We start from the raw sequence: 18,829 nt of genomic DNA on the forward strand, positions 1-18,829 counted from the left end.
GCCCCTAGGGTCTGGACCATGACTGCTGAACCGACAACCCAGAGCCGTGCCGCCGTCGAGGGACGGCCGATAATCCGTTGGCTTTCAATCGATTTCGACTGCCCCGACCCTGTCGAGCTGGCGCAGTTCTACAGCCGCGGACTCGGCCTGCCGGTGCTCTACACCAGCGATGACTTCGTCCTGCTCGGGACCGAACCCGCCGGGCCGGGGCTGGGTTTCATCCGCATCCCGGACTATCAACGCCCGAGCTGGCCGGAATCGGTGGTGGCCAAGCAGGCCCATCTGGAGTTCGGGGTCGACGATCTGGATTCCGCGCAAGCGTGGATGAGCGAGCTGGGCGCGGTCCCGACCACCTTCCAACCCGACCCGAACCACCGCCGGGTGATGCTCGACCCCGCAGGCCACCCGTTCTGCCTGACCACCCACGATGTCTGAAGCGGGGCAGGGCAACTCTCACTCAGGTGCGAAGCGCCGGAAACGCATGATGGGCGAGGTTAGACGCCGCGAAATTCTATGTGGACGACCCGAGTGTTCTCGTCCCGCACATCGACAGTGACGTCGCGAATCATCACCCGCCCCGCCGACGAGGTGAACCACGCTTCTTGGCCTTGCTCCACCCGAGGTGACGATTCCAGCGGTGGCCCGGCGATCGTCTTTCGGAGGTAGGGCGGTTCGCTAGGACTGAGCACAGCGGGGAACCGGGATTGCTCCAGCATCAGGGTGAGGTCGGCGGGGGAGGTTTCCACCGCGATCCGATATTTCCGGTCCCGAACGATTTCACGCCTGACCAGCAGCACCTTGGCATTCGCGGGCAGCACCCACCCGCCGTATTCGGTTGCCTCCCGGAGCAATTCCGGGCTCGTCGACTCCTCGACATCAGGCACCATCATCTGATCGATGGCGTGGTCGACCGCGCGACCGAACCCGTACAGCCCGAGCAAGGCCAGCAGACACAGCCCCAGCGTCCCGGCTGCCCACACCCGCCACCGGCCTCGCCTGGGACTCCGAGTCTGGGCGGACACGTTCTACCGCCTCTGTTCGGAGCGCTGGTGCTCGCGCCACGCCTTCTGGGTCGCGGTCAGTTTCATGCGAGGGGTTCGGTTCCGGAAGAAGTCCACCACCAGTAGTACCGGCACGATGAACGCCTGGAAGAAGATCAGGTAGGAGCCGCCCTCGAAGAGGAAAGCCAGGTAGAGGGCGTAGCCCAGGTAGAGGGGTCCGAGAATCCCGTTGATCAGGCGCGAAACGTTGCCCTGCCGGTTCTCCGACAGGGCCATGGCGATCATGACGACGCCGCTTACCGCGAGCAGCCCTACATACCAATTGAACATGTGACCCCCCAGAAAGATTCGGCCGTACCGGTCGGTCTGGCCGAGGCGTCACGATAGCACCGTCCACGGCAAGACAGCCATCGGCTTTCGGCACCGCGGAAGCTGGGCGTCCTGGCAGGGTGCCGAGAGCGTCTTGCGATCTCGTTACAGGTTGACGTTTGGTGTCGATGTGTAATACTCCCCTGGACCGGCGACCAGGAAGTGAGTTGCGCCGTTGACCGACAACGCCCGAGAGGCGCTCGAGATCCTTCGGGATGCGAGCCAATTCCAGTGGTATGTGATCCCGCTGCTGCTGATCGTCATCTACATCTATGCCGTCGAAGTCGAGCGGCGGAACTGGAATGTCCTGTTCGCCGGGCTGGCGCTGTGGGGCATGGACTGGTTCAACGAGATCTGGAACTCCCTGGTCTTTCACGCCACCGGCCGTGCGCCGGTCTGGGGCGCCACCGGACCCACCGCCTACCAGATCCTCATCGGCCTCAATATCGAGATCTGCTTCATGTTCGCCGTCATGGGTGTCGCGGCGGCGAAAATGTTGCCGCCCAAAGAGACTCGCATCCTCGGCCTGCCCAACAGGCCGGTGCTCATCGCCGCCAACTCGGCCGCGGCGGTCGGCGTCGAAGTGCTGCTCAACAAGGCCGGTGTACTCACCTGGGAATGGTCCTGGTGGCAGCCGAGCTTTCCCTTCCTCATCTGGCTCATCGGCTACGTGCCGTTCTTCGCCGCCTGCTTCTTCGTGCACGACCTGCCGACCGTGCGGGCCAAAGCACTCACTGTTGGAGCGATTCTCGGTGTCGACGCCGTAGCGATCGTCGGTTTCGGCGCCGCGGGGTGGTTGTGATGCGAAACGTCCGACGTACGGCTTTCGCTGTGGCCGGGCTGGTATTCGCCAGCATGACAACGCATTCGGTAGCCGTCGCGGATACCGGCTGCATGGTGGTGGGCACGGTCGGCACTCCGGAAGTCACTGTCGACGAAACCACCGCTGGGCTGGAGGCATTGGCCCCCGCCGATGTCGCACTGCCGGAGCGGGTCCACTTCCGCACCACCACGGAGTCGTTCAACCGGCGCTGGACGTTCGCGAATCGCGACGGCCGGGTCTACGTGAAAGAGACCGCCGCCAACGGTGGTTGGCGCACTGTGGCACTACCGGGCTGTCTGGAGGGCCGCATCGTAGGCGTGTCCGCCGATGACGACGAGGTCATGATGATCGACCGCGACGGCCGGTTCTTCACCATGGATCACGCGCTCAGCGCACCCCGAGACTGGAATTGGAGCAGCCGCTACGGCACCCCGCTGTGGACCGGACCCGGAAACTCGCTGCCGCCCGGCACGAGCACTTGGTCCTGGTCGGTTCTCTCACCCAACGAAGACCACGTCTGGCGGGATACGGCGGGCAACGATCATCCGGTCGGCGGAGCGAAGGTGTCGCACGTCTTCGCGCTCACCGACGACGGTCGGCGGATCCGATACATCGATCCCTGGCTGCCGGTGGATCACAGCTACGAGATGGCCACGCCGCACGGCGGCCGGTTCCAGGCGGTCGCGCTGTCGACGAGTGCGTCGACCTCGCTGATCGTCAACCGCTTCGGCGACTTCTACACGCGCCTCTACGATTTCGACATCTCCGGCGCCGACAAGGTGTTCTTCCGCTACTCCTATTCCGACCAGAGCGGACTGCCCGAGGCTCCCGACATGCTCGCGGAACGAGTGGACAGCCGGTATGCCGCGATCCAGCTGCCCGCACCGGACTGGGTGCGGCAGCCGAAGGTGCCGGGCGACATCACCGACCGCATCTCCATCCACCGAACCGCACCAGGTTCGGCGGCGCGGGAACTGCGCGTCGAAGGTCGCGACGGCGGTCGAAACGGTTACTGGACAAAGCAACTCACCGACGACTCGTGGACCTTCGTCCCCACCGACCAGGCCCCCGTCGGGACCGCGCTGGAGAATTCGCCGACGGATCGTTCGCTCGATACGCTGGCGGCCCCATCGCCGTACGACTACCACGGCGTCGCGAGGCAGGGGTGGAGCGCGCGAGTGCGCACCTTCGACGCGGCCGTCACCCCGACTCCGCTTCTGATCGACTTCGGCGACGGCAAGCAGCTGGATCTGATACTGCACACCGTCGATGGCCTGCGCCAGACGCCGCAGTTGCCGGGGATCTCCAGTCAGCCCAGGCATTTCGACGGAACGATCGAGGTACCTCCGGAGCTGTTGGCGAATCTCGACGCGCAGCCCGCAGAGGTGCGTGACTTCGTTCGAAACGTACTGGAAGGGAACCGTTTCACGGACACCCCCGTCGAGGTCACCGATGCTCGGTTCCGCATCGACCGGTTGGATCTGACCCTGAACCGATCCTGATTCGGCCCCCGCCTCGAATGCTTCGACCGGAGGCCGGGGCGATGGTGCGCCGCCGTCCCGTGGTCATTCCGCGAGCCGAGCCTGCCGCACGAGTCGAATCCGGCCCGGAGCGGCCGTCATCGCGGCGCGCACGGTTCCCGCGTAGACGGCCAGTGCGGCGCGGTCGGCCTTTCCCGACCGCACGTCCAGCAGCTCTCGCGCCCGTTCGTGCTGGAGCGCGCGGACGGCGAAGTCCGGCAATCGGCGCGGGGTCCACGCGTCCGGGCGCAGCACCTGCGCAGCCAAGCGATCGCTGTGCGCACTGCGGCGCAGCACCGAATCGCAGGCGTCGGCGAAGTACTCGGTGAACTGCGGCCAGGTCTCCGGCACGTGCCGCGTCGAGATGCCGTAACGGTCGTACCACGCGCGGCATTCGGCGTAGAGGCGCTCGCGTTCGAGCATGGTGAGGGGCCGCGCGAAGGTCTCGATCGCCGTCATCAGAGTGTCGACGTAGGTCGCGTGCTGAAAGAAGAAGACCTCGGGATGCAGGGCGTGGTACCGACGTCCGGCGTCGTCCACACCCTTCACGTGCTCGTGGCCATACCTGATGAGGGACCGCAGATCTCGCGAGGAGTAGGCGATGGTGATCATGCTCGAGACCGTGCGTTTCTTGTGTTCCCACAACCGCACATGCGTGTGCTCGACCAGACCGGCGGCGATGGTGGGATGCAGGATCTGTAGCGCGACAGCGCGTGGCAGCGCCAGCGCGAAGCGGCGGTCGCCCAAATAGCGATGAAGCAGCGAGGCGGTTGTCCGCTCGGGCGCGGCGACGTGCGACAGGCTGGTCATCGCGCCGACGGGTTGCCGAATTCGACCGCCCGCCCCTCCCCCTTGCCCCGCATCGCGGCCGTCGGATTCGGCAGGATGATCCGTCGCGCATGCCGTTCGAACCGGCCATTCGGCGTGATTCTCATATCTACCTCCACGAGTCCATGAGAGAATTTCGTTACCACTCTCTCACCGGTTGCCAGTCGCGGCAATGGCGGCACGTCCCGGAAAACGCGGCGGTCGACCGTGCACTCGATTCGGTTCCCGCAGTCCCCGCACTAGCCAAATTTGTATAGCGCGCGTACCTTCGTCCCAACTAGCCAACTTTGGCTATCGAGAGGAAGAGCTCGATGAAGTCGGTACGACTGTTGGTACTCGGCGCGCAATCCACCACGGAACGGAGAGATCCATGGCCAACGAAGTCACCGTGCCGCTGCTGCCCTGCCGATCCATCGATGAGATCGTCGACTTCTACACCATGCTCGGCTTCACCCGGACCTACTACCAAGTCCGCCCGAACCCATACGTCTCACTCAGACGCGAAGACTTCCAACTGGACTTCTTCGGCATGCCGGACTTCGAGCCCGAGGATTCCTACGGGACCTGTGTGGTCCTCGTGCCCGACACCGGAGAACTCTTCGACGCGTTCGCCGCGGGCATGCGAAAGGCACACGGCAAATTGCTGGTCTCCGGAATCCCCCGCATGACCCGCCCACGCAAACGCAAGAACGCCGAGAACCGCTCCGGATTCACCGTCATCGACCCCGGCGGGAACTGGATCAGGATCATGTCGGCCGCGCCCCTTCCCAGCGAAAATGCCCCAACCACAGGCAAACTCATTACCACGCTGAACAGGGCCGTCGTCATGGGCGACTCGCACGGCAAGCACCAACGAGCGGCCCAGATCCTGGACGCGGCCCTCGATCGGGACAAGGACACCGCGACGGCGACCGAACTCCTCCAAGCCCTGGCCTACCGCGCCGAACTCGCGGTCCGCGCCGAAGACCCCGCCGCCGCCCGCGACGCCCTCACCCAAGCGCGTGCGCTGCTCCTCTCCGAAGCCGAGCGCGCCGAGCTCGCGGAAACACTGGGCGCGCTCGATGACATCGAAGCCATTTTGCCGCCCGCGGCACACCCCTGACCGGCAGCCGCCACGCCTCACGAACGGCTGGACAACTGCCAAGCAAGGAACACCTTCGCCGGGAACTCGTCGGGCAGTCCGAGAGCCGGACAGCCACATCCCCGAGCAATCGCCCGATCTCGAACTGGGCACAAGCGAGGACTCGGCGGGCCCAGCGGACTGGCATCATGCCGCCGCCGCGACGAACACCACGGGCCGCAAACTGGCAGCGCTCCAATCGTTTTCGTCCTCGATATTACGATACGGATCACTCTTGTTTCGTAACACGTGGCGGGCTAGCCTGGCAATGTGGCGACACGACAGAACGAAGAGCCGAGCCCGAAAAGCGTTGGCCGCCCGCGTGATCCAGAGCGAGGCCGCGCGCTGCTCGCCGCGGTGCACGAGCTCCTGCCCGAGGTGGGGTACGACCGGTTGACGATGGATGCCGTCGCGGCGCGAGCGGGCGCCGGTCGCGCTACCGTCTACCGCCGCTGGAAAGACAAGTCGGAACTGGTCCGCGACGCGATCCGCACCCTGGGGTGGAACGAGCCGCCGCCGGATACCGGAAGTCTTCGTTCCGATCTGATCGTGGTGGGCGCGATGTATCTGGACCGCGACAGCCGGCGCGACGCGATCCTATCCGCCATCGCCACCGCGGTGCGGCGTGATCCGCAACTGCGCGAGATCGCCGAACGCGAGATCGCCGCTCCACGCCGCGCGGCCTTCGCCGCCATCCTGGAGCACGCCCGTGATCGCGGTGAACTCGTGGACGGTGCCGACACCGAGCTGATCGCGGACATCGTTCCCGCGATGATCTTCTATCAGCTTCTCGAACAAGGCGATTCGATCGACGGCGCGTATTTCGAGCGAATTGTCGACTCGTTGATGATCCCACTACTGACCGGGCGCCCTCGATCGGCGCACTGAAGCGAGGAGGAAAAGATGAAATTGGCGGTCTTCGGCGCCAGCGGTCCGACCGGACTTCAGGTAGTACGGCAGGCACTCGGTAAAGACTTCGAAGTTTCTGCCGCAGTTAGGCGTCCGGAAGCCTTCCCGCTCTCCTCGCCGCGAATGCGCGTAGTGCGGACGGACGCGCTGGACTACGAATCGGTCGAACGAGCGGTAGCCGGAAACGAGGCGGTGATCTCGGTTCTCGGGGGAACCTACACCAGGAAACCGGTGTCGATATTCTCCGCGGGGGTGGGAAACATCATGCGGGCTATGACGACGCACGGCCTGCAGCGCTTGGTGTGCGTCAGCTCGGTCTGTGTCGCGGGTAAAGCTGCGCCGGGCGAAACTCTCGCCTTCCGTATGGTTTTGCTGCCGATCATGCAGACCCTGGGACGGACCGCGTACGCCGATATGCGCCGAATGGAAGACTCCCTCCGAGCCAGCGATCTCGACTGGACGATTGTGCGCGCATCGGGACTCTTCGACGGCGACCGCATCACCGACTACACCGTCGCGCCCTCGAGCATCCCGGGCCGCTACACCTGCCGCGCCGACCTGGCCGACGCGTTGATCCGCGAGGCAACGGAGAACCGCAACGTCAGAGCCTGCGTCGACGTGATCACCGACCGAAACCGCGGCTCCGATGGCGCGAGTACCCCGAGGAGTCGGCGATGACCGCCACGAAGGCACTGCGACAGCGGATCCAGCTGCTCGTCCGAATGACCTCATAGTCACACGCGCCCACCCGCACCGCCATCGGCGCGGGCACGCTCGCCGACACCACCACTGCCGACGGCTGGATGTCAGTCGCCGTTCCGACTACTCGTCTCACCGGAACCATTGGTGGACAATGCCATTTCGCGATCCGGCTCGCGCTGGTTGGTGATGGCGGTGGGGATCTTCGGGAGGGCGTGGGGGTGGTGGCGGCCGAGCCAGTTCAGTAGTTCCTCGCGGACGGCGCAGCGCAGGGTCCAGGCGTCGTCGGCGTCCGCGGCCGACATCGTCGCGCGCACAACGATGTTCGTCGGTGTGCTGTCGGTGACGAGAAGGTTCCAGTTGCGGCCGTCCCAGTCCGGGCGGTCGCGAAGGTAGTCGTGCAGGTGCTCGCGCAGCAATGGCACCGGCGTGCTGTGGTCGAGGTGCAGGAACACGGTGCCGGTGATCTGAGAGCCGCCGCGCGACCAGTTCTCGTAGGGCTTGCTGTTGAAATAGGAGACCGGCATGGTCAGGCGGCGGTCGTCCCAGATCCGCACGGTGAGGAAGGCGAGGGTGATTTCCTCGACGGTCCCCCACTCCCCTTCCACCACAACGGTGTCGCCGATCTTCACCGAATCACCGAAGGCGATCTGCAACCCGGCTATCAGATTGCTCAGCGTCGACTGCGCGGCGACGCCCGCGATGATGCCGATGACGCCCGCCGACGCCAGCAGCGAGGTGCCCAGCGTGCGCAGGCTCGGGAACAGCAGCAGGATCGCCACGGCCGCGGTCGTCACCACCAGCACCGAGGTGATGATGCGGCGCACCAGTCCGAGCTGGGTGCGCAGCTGGCGAACGCGCGAGATCTCGCTCGTGTGCTCGGCATAACGGCGCAGCAGGTTCTCGGCGACCGCGTCGGCGGCACGGATGACCAACCACGCCGCGGCCATGATGGCCGCCGCGGCCAGGATGTTCCTGACCATCGCGTCTTGGCGTAAATCCAACTCCGCCAACGGATATGACGCGTACAGCGCCACCGCGCCGAGCAACGCTTGCAGCGGCATCTGCACGCGGCGCAGCAACAGCGGCAGGTGCGTGCCGGGTCGACGGCGCGCGCTGTAGCGCAGCAGCCAGTCGACGAGCAGTCCCGCCGACACGGTGATCGCGACCGTGCCGAGCAGCACGATCAGCGGCCGTAGTACGTCTTCCACGAGATCGAACTCCTCTCGTCGTCACCTCGGCCACGGTGCGCCGCCGCGTGTTTCGACGGCCACACCGTGGCCCAGGCGCCTTCGATCACTGCTCCGGTACGCCACGTGGGCGCTTCCTCACAGCAGGACCAGGGTGAAACTCAGCACGGAGAGCAAGAGAATCCATGCCGCGATGGTCAGATGAATGGAACCCGCTGCATCGGTCGAGCCGGAACGGTGTCGGCGGTCGGCGCGATACTGCGGGTGCGAAGCCGAAACGGCCACGTCGTCCTCCTTCAGTCGGCTTTCCTCAGTCAGTCGCATACCCGCTTTCGCGGAAGATCGACATGACGACCCTGTGGCGAATCGCACCGCGCGAATTCGGCGGTGAAACATGCCTTTTCGCTATCCGCGCAGCTCACCGCGCCGACACGGCCCCAGACCCTTGGTCGGCGCGCTTACGGTCCGCCGAGCCGAGCCGCGGCGTCGACCCGGATCGTCTCGCCGTTGAGCATCGGATTGTGAATCACGTGCGCCACCAGCTCGGCGAACTCCGCGGGTGCGCCGAGGCGAGCCGGGTGCGGCACACGCGCCAGCGACGCCCGCCGCGCGAAATCGGGCAGCCGGGCGAACATCGGCGTATCGAACATCCCGGGCGCGACGGTGACGACGCGAATCCGCGCGCCCGCGAGATCGCGCGCCGCCGCTAAGGTCATTCCGGCCAGGCCCGCCTTGGACGCCACATAGGACACCATTCCGGCCGGTGCGTCGAAACCTGCGATCGACCCCGTGTTGACGATGACACCGCGCTCACCCGCCACGACCTCGAGCCGGGCCATCCGTTCGGCGGCAAGGCGAATCACGTTGAACGCGCCTACCAGATTGACCTGTACCACCTGCGCGAACTGCTCCAGCGGAAGCGGACCGGAAACGTCCAGCGTCAGCCCGGTGCGATCGATTCCGGCGCAATTGACCACGGCGCGTAGCGAGCCGAGCTCGGCGGCACGATCCAGGGCAGCGGCTACGTCACGTTCCTCGCACACATCGCCGATCACCTCGTGCACCGAATCATCCTGGAGCGCTGCGGGTTCGACAGGTCGGGTATCGAGTACGACCGCAGTCGCGCCCACCTCTGTCAGCCGCCGCACCACGACGAGCCCGAGCCCCGACGCACCACCCGCGACGAGAACCACCGAATCTGCGATATCCACGGACCCACCTCACCTGTCGATCGAATCGGCGTGCCGCACCTGGCGGATCGGCGCGATAGGTCGTCCATCGCATGGCCGTCACGCTTCTGTGTCAGCCAACATAGAATGTGCTGAGCAGCCAGTCAATGGTCGATGACCGAGACAGGGCCTAGGCTCGACCCACCGGAATCGGAAGACAGGAAGGACCGCAGTGGCCGATCGACGCGCCGAGACCACCCGTGCGAGCAGGCGGATGCTGATCGACGCCGCCTCCGCGCTGTTCGTCGAAAAGGGCTACCAGCAAACGACTTTCGCCGACGTGGCGCAGCGTTCGGGGATCAGCCGCGGCTCGATTCCATGGCACTTCGGGAACAAGGAGGGCTTACTCACCGCGGTACTCGACCACGCCGCGGAAGCGCTGCTCGAGGCGTCCGACGCCGCCGACTCCGCGGAGTTACCGCAGGCCTACGACCTTGTAGCGCAGGCCAAGCGATCCTCGATGGCGCGCACGTCGCTGCTGTTCGTCACCCTGTATGTGGAAGCGGTGAATCCGGCGTCCCCGATCCACGACAAGTACGTGGCGCTGCACGAACGGCTACGGCAGTCGACGAAGCGGTGGATCGAGCGCTTCGTCCGCCTCCCCGAGACCATGACCGCCGACGGCCTCGCGACGATCCTCGTCGGCGCGGCCATCGGCATCCATGTGCAGAGCGCGATGGCGCCCGACCGGATCGACATCGATCGAGCCATCGACGAACTCGGCGAATTGCTGAAACCGTATGCGGTCGAGGCGAATACGCGGGACTGACGGCCCTACTGCATGGCGAAGCGAAGCAGGGCCTGCTTGTCGCCCTGCTTGATCTTGCCCTTACGGTTCAGAACCTCGAGCTGCCAGGCGTTGCCGTTGCGGAAGGCGCGGGCCACAGCGTTGGCGTTGTCGGTGCCGAGCAGGGAGGGCCAGATGTCGGCGACCTGCTGGCTGCTACCGCCGGAGGCGTCGTACACCTTGAACGAGATGTTGTTCGCCTTTTCGAAGGAGCTGCCCTTCTTGAAGGCAGCCGCCACGAAAACGATAGCGTCGATGCCGCCGGGCACATCGGCGAAGGTGACATGCACCGTCTCGTCGTCACCGCTGGCCGCGCCGGTCTGCGCGTCGCCGGTGTGCAGGACCGCACCGTTGCCGAGCGGATCCAGCGAGTCGAGGCCCGCGAAACGGACCGGCTCACTGCCCTGCATGAGGATCGCGACCAAGTCCAGGTCGACGCCGCGCTTGCGGCGCGCCCAGCCGAGGGCGCCGCCGCTGGTGCCCGCCGAGGGATCCCAGCTCACGCCGACACTCAGCTTGGTGACGCCGGCGAGATCCGCGGCGCCGTCCTCTTTCCGAAGCGTGATCATGGCCCAGTTCCCCTCCTGCCCCGTCCGAGTCTCGGCGGCGGCTTTCGCTCGGGCGCAACGTCCCTGGTGTCGACCACGACCCTACCCATGACTTTCGGCCCCGACAACACGAAACAGACGGGGGTCACGAGGACGTAGGCGGCCGACGGTTCGGGCTGCTGAGCGCGGTGAGTCGAATCATCTGTCGCTCACCGCGATTCGAGCGAACCAGGCCTGGCCGACCGTATTCAGGACAGTTTCCGCAGCAATTCCTGGGCGACACCCGCCGAGGAGGCGGGGTTCTGGCCGGTGATCAGGTTGCGGTCGGCGACCACGTTCGGCGTCCACGGGTCGGCCTCGCGGAAGTCGGCGCCGATCTGTACGAGGCGATCCTGGAGCAGCCACTTCGCCTTCTCGGCGAAACCCGCCTGTGTCTCTTCGGCATTGGTGAAACCGGTCAGGGCGTAACCGGCGAACGCGTTGGTTCCGTCGGGCTTCGTGGCGGCGAGCAGCGCGGCGGGCGCGTGGCACACCACGGCCAACGGCTTGCCGGAATCCAGTGCGGCGGTGAGTAATGCGCCGGAGGTGGCGTCGACGGCGAGGTCTTCCATCGGCCCGTGCCCGCCGGGATAGAACACGGCGTCGTAGTCGGCGAGATCGACATCCGCCAGCGCGACCGGGTCGGCGAGCTCGGGACTCGTGGATACCACCCGTGCCCGGTGCTCCGCGGTCTCCTGGCCGCCGTTGACCTCGGGCGCGAGACTGCCCTGGTCCACGGTGGGGACCACGCCGCCGGGAGTGGCCACCACGATCTGGTGGCCCGCGTCCTTCAGCGCCTCGAAGGGCACGACGAATTCCTCGGCCCAGTATCCGGTCGGATGCTTGGTGTCGTCGGCCAACGTCCAGTGGTCGACACCGGTCATTACGAAAAGAATCTTCGCCATACCGCGACGCTAGGCCCGATCCACCGGGCCCCACCAATAGGAATCGGCATGTCAGATATCGAGATTTCGATACCGACACAGTGTTGACATCACGTGATGTCAACAATACCGTCGAGGGGTGCCTGTTTCAACGATGAGACGCGAGGACGGCGGCATGACCACAGCGGCGTACGAGGACCAAGCGCATGCGATTCACGCGCGCGACGTGCGGTTCGATTTCGATTCGGTCCCCATGCACTACATCCCCGGCGAGGTGATGGCGACCCACATCATCAACGTCATGCACCTGGTGCTGCCAGAGGGCGAGCGAGCCATGGCGCAGGCGCTGGCCGAAGCCTTGCCGCTCATCGACGACGAACGCTTGCGCGAGGAGGTGCAGGGGTTCATCGGCCAGGAGAACATGCACGCCAGCTCGCACGAGAAGGCGCGCGAACACCTGGAGTCGATCGGGCTGGACGTCGCTCCGATGGTCGACACCGTGTCCTGGCTGGTGGATCGGGTGCTCGGCGATCACGGGCTCACCGGGCGCGCCAAGCACCAGTGGCTGTGCGAGCGGCTCGCCCTCTTCGCGGGGATGGAGCACTACACCGCCGTCATCGGGGAATGGCTGCTGACCAACGACAAGCTCGAGGCCAAGAACATGCATCCGGCGATGCTCGATCTGATCCGCTGGCACGGCGCGGAGGAGGTGGAGCACCGCAGCGTCGTCTACGACGCGTACATGCACGTCGACGGCGGCTACTTCCGCAAGGCTCGAACCAGTCTGCTGGCGAGCTTCGGCTTGCTCGCGCTGTTCGTGATCTCCGGTGGGTATCTGTTCCACAAGGATCCCGAGCCGGACAAGGGACGGCTCTGGCCGCTGCAACTGCTGAGCGCCTCGGCCCGCGGTGTGATTCCACGGTTCACCACATTCGTCACCGAGATCCCGCGCTATCTGCGGCCGGGTTTCCACCCGTCCCAGCTCGGTCCCATGGACAACGCGATTCGCTACCTCGCGCAGTCGCCCGCGGCCCGCGCGGGTGAGGCGTGAGCGCCGTCGTGACCGGGAACTATCGCCCGCCGCTCCCGGCTCGCGCGATGGCCGGTCTGCTCGACGCCTACAAGCGCGCGTTCACCGCCGAAGCGACGGCCGGGCTGCTGTCACGCCCGAATCCGGTGCGGCGCACAGGTTTCGACATGGCGCTGCGGATCGACGCCCGCGTCGTCGAGGCCGAGGACGTGGTGAGCCTGTCGCTGCGCTCGCCCACCGGCGCCGAGCTGCCGACCTGGATTCCCGGCGCGCACATCGATGTGTTCCTGCCGTCCGGACGTCAGCGCCAGTACTCGCTGACCGGCGACTCGGCGAGCCGGGTGCAGTACCGAATCGCGGTGCGCCGCATCGCCGATGGCGACGGCGGTTCCCGCGAGCTGCACGAACTCCGGGAAGGCGACCTGCTGCGGATACGCGGGCCGCGCAACGCGTTCACCTTCGTCAACGCGCCCGCGTACCTGTTCGTCGCGGGCGGGATCGGCATCACCCCGATCCTGCCGATGGTCACCGAGTGCGCGCACCGCGGTCTGCCGTGGCGGTTGATCTACCTCGGCCGATCGCGGGCGAGCATGCCGTTTCTCGGCGAGCTCGAACGCTGCCGAGGCGGCCGCCTCGAGGTGCGGCCGGACGACGAGTTCGGCGTCCCCGTTCTCGACGCCCTGATGACCGAGGCGCCGCGCGGCGCCGCCGTGTACGTCTGCGGGCCACCGCCGCTGATGGAATCCGCGCGACGCGTGCTCTCCGCCACCGACCCGACCGCCTCGGTGCACACCGAACGGTTCTCGCCGCTACCCGTCCACAACGGGCAACCGTTCCGCATCGCGTTGCGGCGCAGTGGGACGACGGTCGATGTCGGCGCCGACGAATCCGCGCTGTCCGCCATCCGGCGCGTCTTGCCCGGCACGGCGTTCTCGTGCAGGCAGGGCTTCTGCGGCACCTGCAAGACGCGGGTGCTCGGTGGCGAGATCGACCACCGTGACCGGCTTCTCACGGATTCCGAGCGGGATTCCGCCATGCTCACCTGCGTTTCGCGCGCGCTCGGGGACGAACTCGTCCTCGATATCTGACCACGGGCAACGGCGCCCGTTTCGGAAAGGAAGACCCTTCATGGCCGCACCCAGCGGAACAGACCCCGAGCACCGCGCGATCGTCGTGATCGGCGCGGGCATCGCGGGCATCGGCCTCGCCGTCAAGCTGCGCGAAGCGGGCTTCGACGACTTCGTCCTGCTCGAGCGCGCGAGCGAGCTGGGTGGCACCTGGCAGGCCAACACCTACCCGGGCTGCGCCTGCGATGTGCCCTCGCACCTGTACTCGTATTCGTTCGCGCCGAATCCGAACTGGTCGCGCACCTACGGAACCCAGCCGGAGATTCTCGACTACTTGCGCTCGGTGGCCGAGCGCCACGATGTGGTGCGGCACATGCGGTTCGACACTCCGCTGGTTCGCGCGGAGTGGGACGAGGCCGCGCTGCGCTGGCATATCGAGACGGAACGGGGCGAGCTCACGGCCGAAGTGCTGATCTCGGCCGTCGGCCCGTTCAGCGAGGCCAAGATTCCGGACTTTCCCGGTATCGGCGATTTCGAAGGCGCGCAGTTCCATTCGCTGCACTGGGATCACGAACACGATCTCACCGGCGAGCGCGTCGCCGTGATCGGGACGGGCGCGTCCGCCGTGCAGTTCGTTCCGGAGATTCAGCCGATCGTGCGGCGGCTCACGGTGTTCCAGCGCTCCGCGCCGTGGATCGTCTCCCGGATGGACCGGCGGACGCATGCCGTCGAGCGGGCGCTGCTGCGACGAATGCCAATGCTCGGCAAGGCGATCCGCGGCGCGTACTTCGCGGGCATCGAGAGCTTCGGGCTCGTCGGTTTCGTGGACCGGCGGTTCCGGCACCCGTTCCAGGCGCTGTCGCGGTGGCAGCTGCATCGGCAGGTCAGCGATCCCGAATTGCGCGAGAAGCTGACTCCCGACTACATGATCGGCTGCAAGCGCGCCATCTTCTCCGACGCGTACTACCCGGCGCTCACCCGGGACAACGTGGAGGTGGTGACCGAGCGCATCGCGGAGATCCGGCCGCACTCGATCGTCACCGACACGGGCGCGGAATACCCGGTCGACACCATCGTGTGGGGCACCGGTTTCGGTTCGCTGCCGCAGTTGTACGAGCGGATCGTCGGCAAGGACGGCCGGTCGATCGCCGAGGCGTACCGGGATCGTCCCGGCAGCTATCTCGGGGCGGCCGCCGCCGGGTTCCCGAACATGTTCTGCACGCTGGGGCCGTTCGGCGCGGCAGGGAATCAGTCGGCCATCTACATGATCGAGGGGCAGATCGGTTACATCGTCGACGCGCTGAAGACGATGCGCGACAAGGGTATCCGGCGCGTCGAGGTGCGTCCGGGCGTGCAGCGGTCCTTCCTGAACGAGATGGAGGAACGCAGCAGGGAGACCGTCTGGTTGAAGGGCGGCTGCGACAGCTACTACACCACCGCCGACGGTCGCAACGCCGGTCTGTATCCGGACTGGAGCTTCCAGTATCGGCGTCGCGTCGCCGAATTCGACGCCGAATCCTACGAATCGAGTCTGCGATGAGCGCGAACACCTTCCATACCGTGCGACAGCTGTTGCGCGTGGTTCCCGCCGCGTTGGCGGGTAATCAAGGGCAGTACGACGTCGCGGGCAAGGTCGTGGTGATCACGGGCGGCGCGACCGGCATCGGGTTCGCCCTCGCCCGGCTGCTGCGCGAGCGGGGCGCGCGGCTCGCGCTGGTCGACATCGACGGCGCGGCGGCCACCGCCGCCGCGGCACGTCTCGGTGGGCGCGCGATCGGCGTGCGGGCCGACGTGGCGGATCGCGCGGACATGCGGGACGCGATCGGCCGGGTGCGCGAGCATTTCGGCGGCATCGACGTCGTCGTGGCCAACGCGGGCATCGTGCCGAAACCGTCGAGCATCCGGCTGATGGATCCGGCGGACTTCGACCGCGTCCTGGCCGTGAACCTGACCGGCGTCTTCAACACCGTCCACCCCGCTCTCGACGACATCGTCGCCGCGCGCGGGCACGTGGTCGTCGTGTCGTCCTGCGCGGCGTTCGCGCCGGGGATGGGCGGTTCGCCGTACATGGTGAGCAAGGCGGGCGTCGAGCAGTTCGGCAGGGCGCTGCGCGTCGAGCTCGCCGCCTCGGGCGCGACCGCAGGCGTCGCGTATTTCGGCGTCGTCGATACCGCGATGACCCACGGCACGCTCGATGACGACGACATGGGCGCGGAATTCGGCGACCTGCTGCCGTGGCCGCTGAACAAGCGGATCAGCGCCGCCGAGGCCGCCGCGTCCCTCGCCGACGGCATCGCCAGGCGCGCGCCGCGCACGATAGCGCCCGCGGGCTGGGAGCCGTACGCCATGCTGCGCGGCGCGTTGAACGTGGTTCTCGATCAGCAGCTCAGCGCCGACGAGCGGGTGCGCTCGCTGACGAACCGCCTGGAACAGCGCATTCGGTCGGAACGGAATCCCAACCCGACCTGACTGCCTCGACCACACGGTTGTGAACTGACTCATAGTTAATTTACTATCGGGTCAATTCGAATCGTGGAGAGGACGCGGATGGCGACGCGATCGTGGTGGGGCTGGGGAACCGTGGCGGGCGCCGTGATCGGCGAGGAGCGGGCGGCGTTGACGCGTCGGGTGGCGGCGCTGCTGCCCGGCGCGGACCTCACCGTGCACGAGGCGCCCGATCCGTCCTCGCTGGAACTGCCCGCACCGCGGGTGCGGGTGCCGGACGCGTTGGCGCCCTTGGCCTCCGAGGATCCGGTCGACCGCGTGACGCACTCGCACGGACAGGCCTTCCGCGACGTGGTGCGCAACCTCCTCGGCCGCGTCGACCACGTGGTCGATCAGGTCGTGCGCCCGCGCACCGAGCGGGACGTGATCGACGTCCTCGACTGGTGCACCGACGCCGGGGTGGCGGCGATTCCGTTCGGCGGCGGCACGTCGGTGGTCGGCGGCGTCGAACCTCGTTGCGCCGCTGAATATCCCGCGACAGTGGCGGTGGATCTGAGCGGTCTGAACCAAGTGCTGGAGATCGACCGCACGAGCCGAGCCGCGCGCGTCCAGGCGGGTATCCTCGGGCCCGCCTTGGAAGACGCCCTGCGCCAACACGATCTGACGCTGCGCCACTTCCCGCAGTCGTTCGAGTTCTCCAGCCTCGGCGGCTGGCTGGCCACCCGCGCGGGCGGGCACTACGCGACCGTCTACACCCACATCGACGACCTGGTCGAGTCCATGCGGGTCGTCACACCGATCGGCGTCAGCGAATCGCGCAGACTGCCGGGGTCCGGCGCGGGGCCGTCGCCGGACCGGATGTTCCTGGGCTCCGAGGGCACGCTCGGCGTGATCACCGAGGCGTGGATGCGGTTGCAGGACCGGCCGCGCTGGCGGGCGGGCGCGTCGGTGGTCTTCGACGACTACGCCCAGGCGGTCGCCGCGACGAGGACCATCGCCCAATCCGGCTTGTTCCCGACGAACTGCCGGTTGCTCGATCCGGTGGAGGCGTTCCTCAACGCCGGAACCAGTTCCGCGGGCGGCGTTCTGGTGCTCGGCTTCGAGTCGGCGGATCACCCCGTCGACGAGCCGATGCGATGGGCGGTGCGGATCTGCCGCGATCACGGCGGCCGGTTCCCCGACGGGGTGCGCAGCACAGACGCGGCCGAGCGGAAGGCGAGCGGCGGCGCGTCGGACACCTGGCGTTCCTCCTTTTTGCGCATGCCCTACCAGCGCGACGCCCTCGCGGCGCAGTCCATGATCGTGGAGACCTTCGAAACCGCTTGCACCTGGGACCGTTTCGACGATCTGCGGGCAGCGGTGCTGCGAGCGGCGACCTCCGCCTTCGAGACGCTCGGCGTGCCGGGAGTGGTCAGCTGCCGGTTCACGCACGTCTATCCGGACGGCCCCGCACCGTATTTCGGCATCTACGCCGCGGGTCGCTGGGGGCGGACCGTGGAGCAGTGGGACGAGATCAAAGCGGCGGTCTCGGAGGCGCTGGCGACAGCGGGCGGCACCATCACCCACCATCACGCGGTCGGCCGCGACCATCGGCCGTGGTACGACCGGCAGCGCCCGGAGCCGTTCGCCGCCGCACTGCGCGCGGCGAAGTCGACGCTCGACCCGGCCGGGATCCTCAACCCCGGCGTGCTGATCGATCCGATCGCGCGTGGTGGCGCATGACGCTGAGCAAGGCGGGCACCAAAGGCGTGCCACGGGAACGGCGCGAGCAGCAGATCCTCGATATCGCCACCGTGGAATTCGGCGACCGCGGCTACGCGAAGGCCTCGGTCGCCGATATCGCGGCCGCGGCCGGTGTGTCGAAACCGTTGATCTACAACTACTTCGAGTCCCGCGACGGTCTGCACGCCGCCTGCGTACGCCGCGCGGGCGACGGGTTGGTCGCGGCGGTGTCCGCGGCACAGGCCGTTTCGGGAGCGGAGGGCAAGGCTCTGGCCACACTGGCCGCGATCTTCACCGCCATCGACGGGCGGGTGCAGAACTGGAAGATCATCTACGACAGCACGTTGCCCGCCGGTGGTCCGGCGGCCGAGCTGGCGCGCGGCTATCAGAAAGCCTTGAACGCCATGGGCGCCGAGGGGTCGGCTCAGGTGCTCGCCGATGCCGCGGTGACCGACCCGGAGGATCACTCGCTGCTGCTGGCGATCTGGTTCAGCATCGTGTCCACCGTCGTCTCGTGGTGGGGCGAGCACCCACACCACTCCCCCGACGAGATGACGGCGCGCTGTGTGCGCCTGTTCGAAGCCCTTCGCGCACCGGCGAATCCGCGCGGCTGACTCGC

General features: G+C 67.0%; 21 protein-coding genes. 13 read left to right on the forward strand and 8 right to left on the reverse strand.

What is annotated here, in order from left to right:
* The first annotated feature begins 18 nt into the window (after positions 1 to 18).
* On the forward strand, positions 19 to 435 hold the full coding sequence (locus tag T333_RS31215; RefSeq protein WP_496426736.1) for a VOC family protein: 417 nt from the start codon (positions 19 to 21) through the stop codon (positions 433 to 435).
* Positions 436 to 494: 59 nt separating this feature from the next.
* On the opposite strand, the gene T333_RS31220 is transcribed toward T333_RS31215, so the two are convergent.
* Both T333_RS31220 and T333_RS31225 read right to left on the reverse strand, forming a co-directional pair.
* Positions 495 to 980, reverse strand: coding sequence for a hypothetical protein (locus T333_RS31220; protein WP_496426737.1), 486 nt, complete (start codon positions 978 to 980; stop codon positions 495 to 497).
* 45 nt (positions 981 to 1,025) lie between these two features.
* Positions 1,026 to 1,331 carry a hypothetical protein gene (locus T333_RS31225; RefSeq protein WP_496426738.1) on the reverse strand — a complete coding sequence of 102 codons (306 nt, stop codon included), beginning with the start codon at positions 1,329 to 1,331 and terminating at the stop codon, positions 1,026 to 1,028.
* Between the two features lie 214 nt (positions 1,332 to 1,545).
* On the opposite strand from T333_RS31225, the gene T333_RS31230 reads away from it, so the two are divergent.
* Together T333_RS31230 and T333_RS31235 are read left to right on the forward strand one after the other, a co-directional pair.
* The gene (locus T333_RS31230; RefSeq protein WP_357253654.1) at positions 1,546 to 2,172 is read left to right on the forward strand and encodes a hypothetical protein; all 627 of its coding nucleotides are present in this window, start codon (positions 1,546 to 1,548) and stop codon (positions 2,170 to 2,172) included.
* A 53-nt stretch (positions 2,173 to 2,225) separates the two neighbouring features.
* Positions 2,226 to 3,695: a hypothetical protein gene (locus T333_RS31235; RefSeq protein WP_496426739.1), complete on the forward strand. Its 1,470-nt coding sequence runs from the start codon at positions 2,226 to 2,228 to the stop codon at positions 3,693 to 3,695.
* Positions 3,696 to 3,758: 63 nt separating this feature from the next.
* On the opposite strand, the gene T333_RS31240 is transcribed toward T333_RS31235, so the two are convergent.
* Positions 3,759 to 4,523 carry an oxygenase MpaB family protein gene (locus tag T333_RS31240; protein ID WP_354999396.1) on the reverse strand — a complete coding sequence of 255 codons (765 nt, stop codon included), beginning with the start codon at positions 4,521 to 4,523 and terminating at the stop codon, positions 3,759 to 3,761.
* A 388-nt stretch (positions 4,524 to 4,911) separates the two neighbouring features.
* Here T333_RS31240 and T333_RS31245 point away from each other — a divergent pair, with 388 nt between their 5' ends.
* The 3 genes from T333_RS31245 (at position 4,912) to T333_RS31255 (ending at position 7,248) form a co-directional block, all read left to right on the forward strand.
* On the forward strand, positions 4,912 to 5,643 hold the full coding sequence (locus T333_RS31245) for a DUF8817 family protein (protein ID WP_496426740.1): 732 nt from the start codon (positions 4,912 to 4,914) through the stop codon (positions 5,641 to 5,643).
* Positions 5,644 to 5,931: 288 nt separating this feature from the next.
* A complete protein-coding gene (locus T333_RS31250; RefSeq protein WP_354999392.1) occupies positions 5,932 to 6,549 on the forward strand; it encodes a TetR-like C-terminal domain-containing protein in 618 nt (205 codons plus the stop codon).
* A 15-nt stretch (positions 6,550 to 6,564) separates the two neighbouring features.
* Complete coding sequence (locus T333_RS31255) at positions 6,565 to 7,248, forward strand: NAD(P)-dependent oxidoreductase (protein WP_496426741.1); 684 nt, start codon at positions 6,565 to 6,567, stop codon at positions 7,246 to 7,248.
* A 128-nt stretch (positions 7,249 to 7,376) separates the two neighbouring features.
* Here T333_RS31255 and T333_RS31260 read toward each other — a convergent pair whose 3' ends face one another.
* The 3 genes from T333_RS31260 to T333_RS31270 form a co-directional block, all read right to left on the reverse strand.
* Complete coding sequence (locus T333_RS31260; RefSeq protein WP_496426742.1) at positions 7,377 to 8,480, reverse strand: mechanosensitive ion channel family protein; 1,104 nt, start codon at positions 8,478 to 8,480, stop codon at positions 7,377 to 7,379.
* 117 nt (positions 8,481 to 8,597) lie between these two features.
* On the reverse strand, positions 8,598 to 8,744 hold the full coding sequence (locus tag T333_RS31265) for a hypothetical protein (protein ID WP_354999389.1): 147 nt from the start codon (positions 8,742 to 8,744) through the stop codon (positions 8,598 to 8,600).
* Between the two features lie 173 nt (positions 8,745 to 8,917).
* Positions 8,918 to 9,670 carry an SDR family NAD(P)-dependent oxidoreductase gene (locus T333_RS31270; protein ID WP_496426743.1) on the reverse strand — a complete coding sequence of 251 codons (753 nt, stop codon included), beginning with the start codon at positions 9,668 to 9,670 and terminating at the stop codon, positions 8,918 to 8,920.
* A 190-nt stretch (positions 9,671 to 9,860) separates the two neighbouring features.
* Here T333_RS31270 and T333_RS31275 point away from each other — a divergent pair, with 190 nt between their 5' ends.
* Positions 9,861 to 10,457 (forward strand): TetR family transcriptional regulator, encoded by a 597-nt coding sequence (locus T333_RS31275; RefSeq protein ID WP_354999387.1) that lies wholly within the window; start codon positions 9,861 to 9,863, stop codon positions 10,455 to 10,457.
* A 5-nt stretch (positions 10,458 to 10,462) separates the two neighbouring features.
* Here the strand turns inward: T333_RS31275 and T333_RS31280 are convergent, their stop codons facing one another.
* Together T333_RS31280 and T333_RS31285 are read right to left on the reverse strand one after the other, a co-directional pair.
* Complete coding sequence (locus T333_RS31280) at positions 10,463 to 11,044, reverse strand: TerD family protein (protein WP_354999386.1); 582 nt, start codon at positions 11,042 to 11,044, stop codon at positions 10,463 to 10,465.
* Between the two features lie 227 nt (positions 11,045 to 11,271).
* Complete coding sequence (locus tag T333_RS31285) at positions 11,272 to 11,967, reverse strand: type 1 glutamine amidotransferase domain-containing protein (RefSeq protein ID WP_354999385.1); 696 nt, start codon at positions 11,965 to 11,967, stop codon at positions 11,272 to 11,274.
* 154 nt (positions 11,968 to 12,121) lie between these two features.
* Between T333_RS31285 and T333_RS31290 the strand changes: the two genes are divergently transcribed.
* The 6 genes from T333_RS31290 to T333_RS31315 all read left to right on the forward strand — a co-directional run bounded on the left by T333_RS31290 (position 12,122) and on the right by T333_RS31315 (position 18,824).
* Positions 12,122 to 12,997: a metal-dependent hydrolase gene (locus T333_RS31290; RefSeq protein ID WP_357253670.1), complete on the forward strand. Its 876-nt coding sequence runs from the start codon at positions 12,122 to 12,124 to the stop codon at positions 12,995 to 12,997.
* Between the two features lie 47 nt (positions 12,998 to 13,044).
* Positions 13,045 to 14,064: a PDR/VanB family oxidoreductase gene (locus tag T333_RS31295; protein ID WP_496426848.1), complete on the forward strand. Its 1,020-nt coding sequence runs from the start codon at positions 13,045 to 13,047 to the stop codon at positions 14,062 to 14,064.
* Positions 14,065 to 14,104: 40 nt separating this feature from the next.
* Positions 14,105 to 15,583 (forward strand): flavin-containing monooxygenase, encoded by a 1,479-nt coding sequence (locus tag T333_RS31300; RefSeq protein ID WP_496426744.1) that lies wholly within the window; start codon positions 14,105 to 14,107, stop codon positions 15,581 to 15,583.
* Positions 15,580 to 16,512, forward strand: a complete 933-nt coding sequence (locus tag T333_RS31305) for a short-chain dehydrogenase/reductase (protein ID WP_496426745.1) — start codon at positions 15,580 to 15,582, stop codon at positions 16,510 to 16,512. The genes T333_RS31300 and T333_RS31305 overlap by 4 nt, the downstream gene beginning before the upstream one ends.
* A gap of 78 nt (positions 16,513 to 16,590) precedes the next feature.
* Entirely contained in the window at positions 16,591 to 18,210 is a 1,620-nt protein-coding gene (locus tag T333_RS31310) for an FAD-binding oxidoreductase (RefSeq protein WP_496426746.1), read from the forward strand.
* Positions 18,207 to 18,824, forward strand: a complete 618-nt coding sequence (locus T333_RS31315; RefSeq protein ID WP_354999380.1) for a TetR/AcrR family transcriptional regulator — start codon at positions 18,207 to 18,209, stop codon at positions 18,822 to 18,824. Before T333_RS31310 ends, T333_RS31315 begins: the two co-directional genes overlap by 4 nt.
* Positions 18,825 to 18,829: the final 5 nt, after the last annotated feature.

Source organism: Nocardia sp. CNS-044 (genome assembly GCF_059570515.1).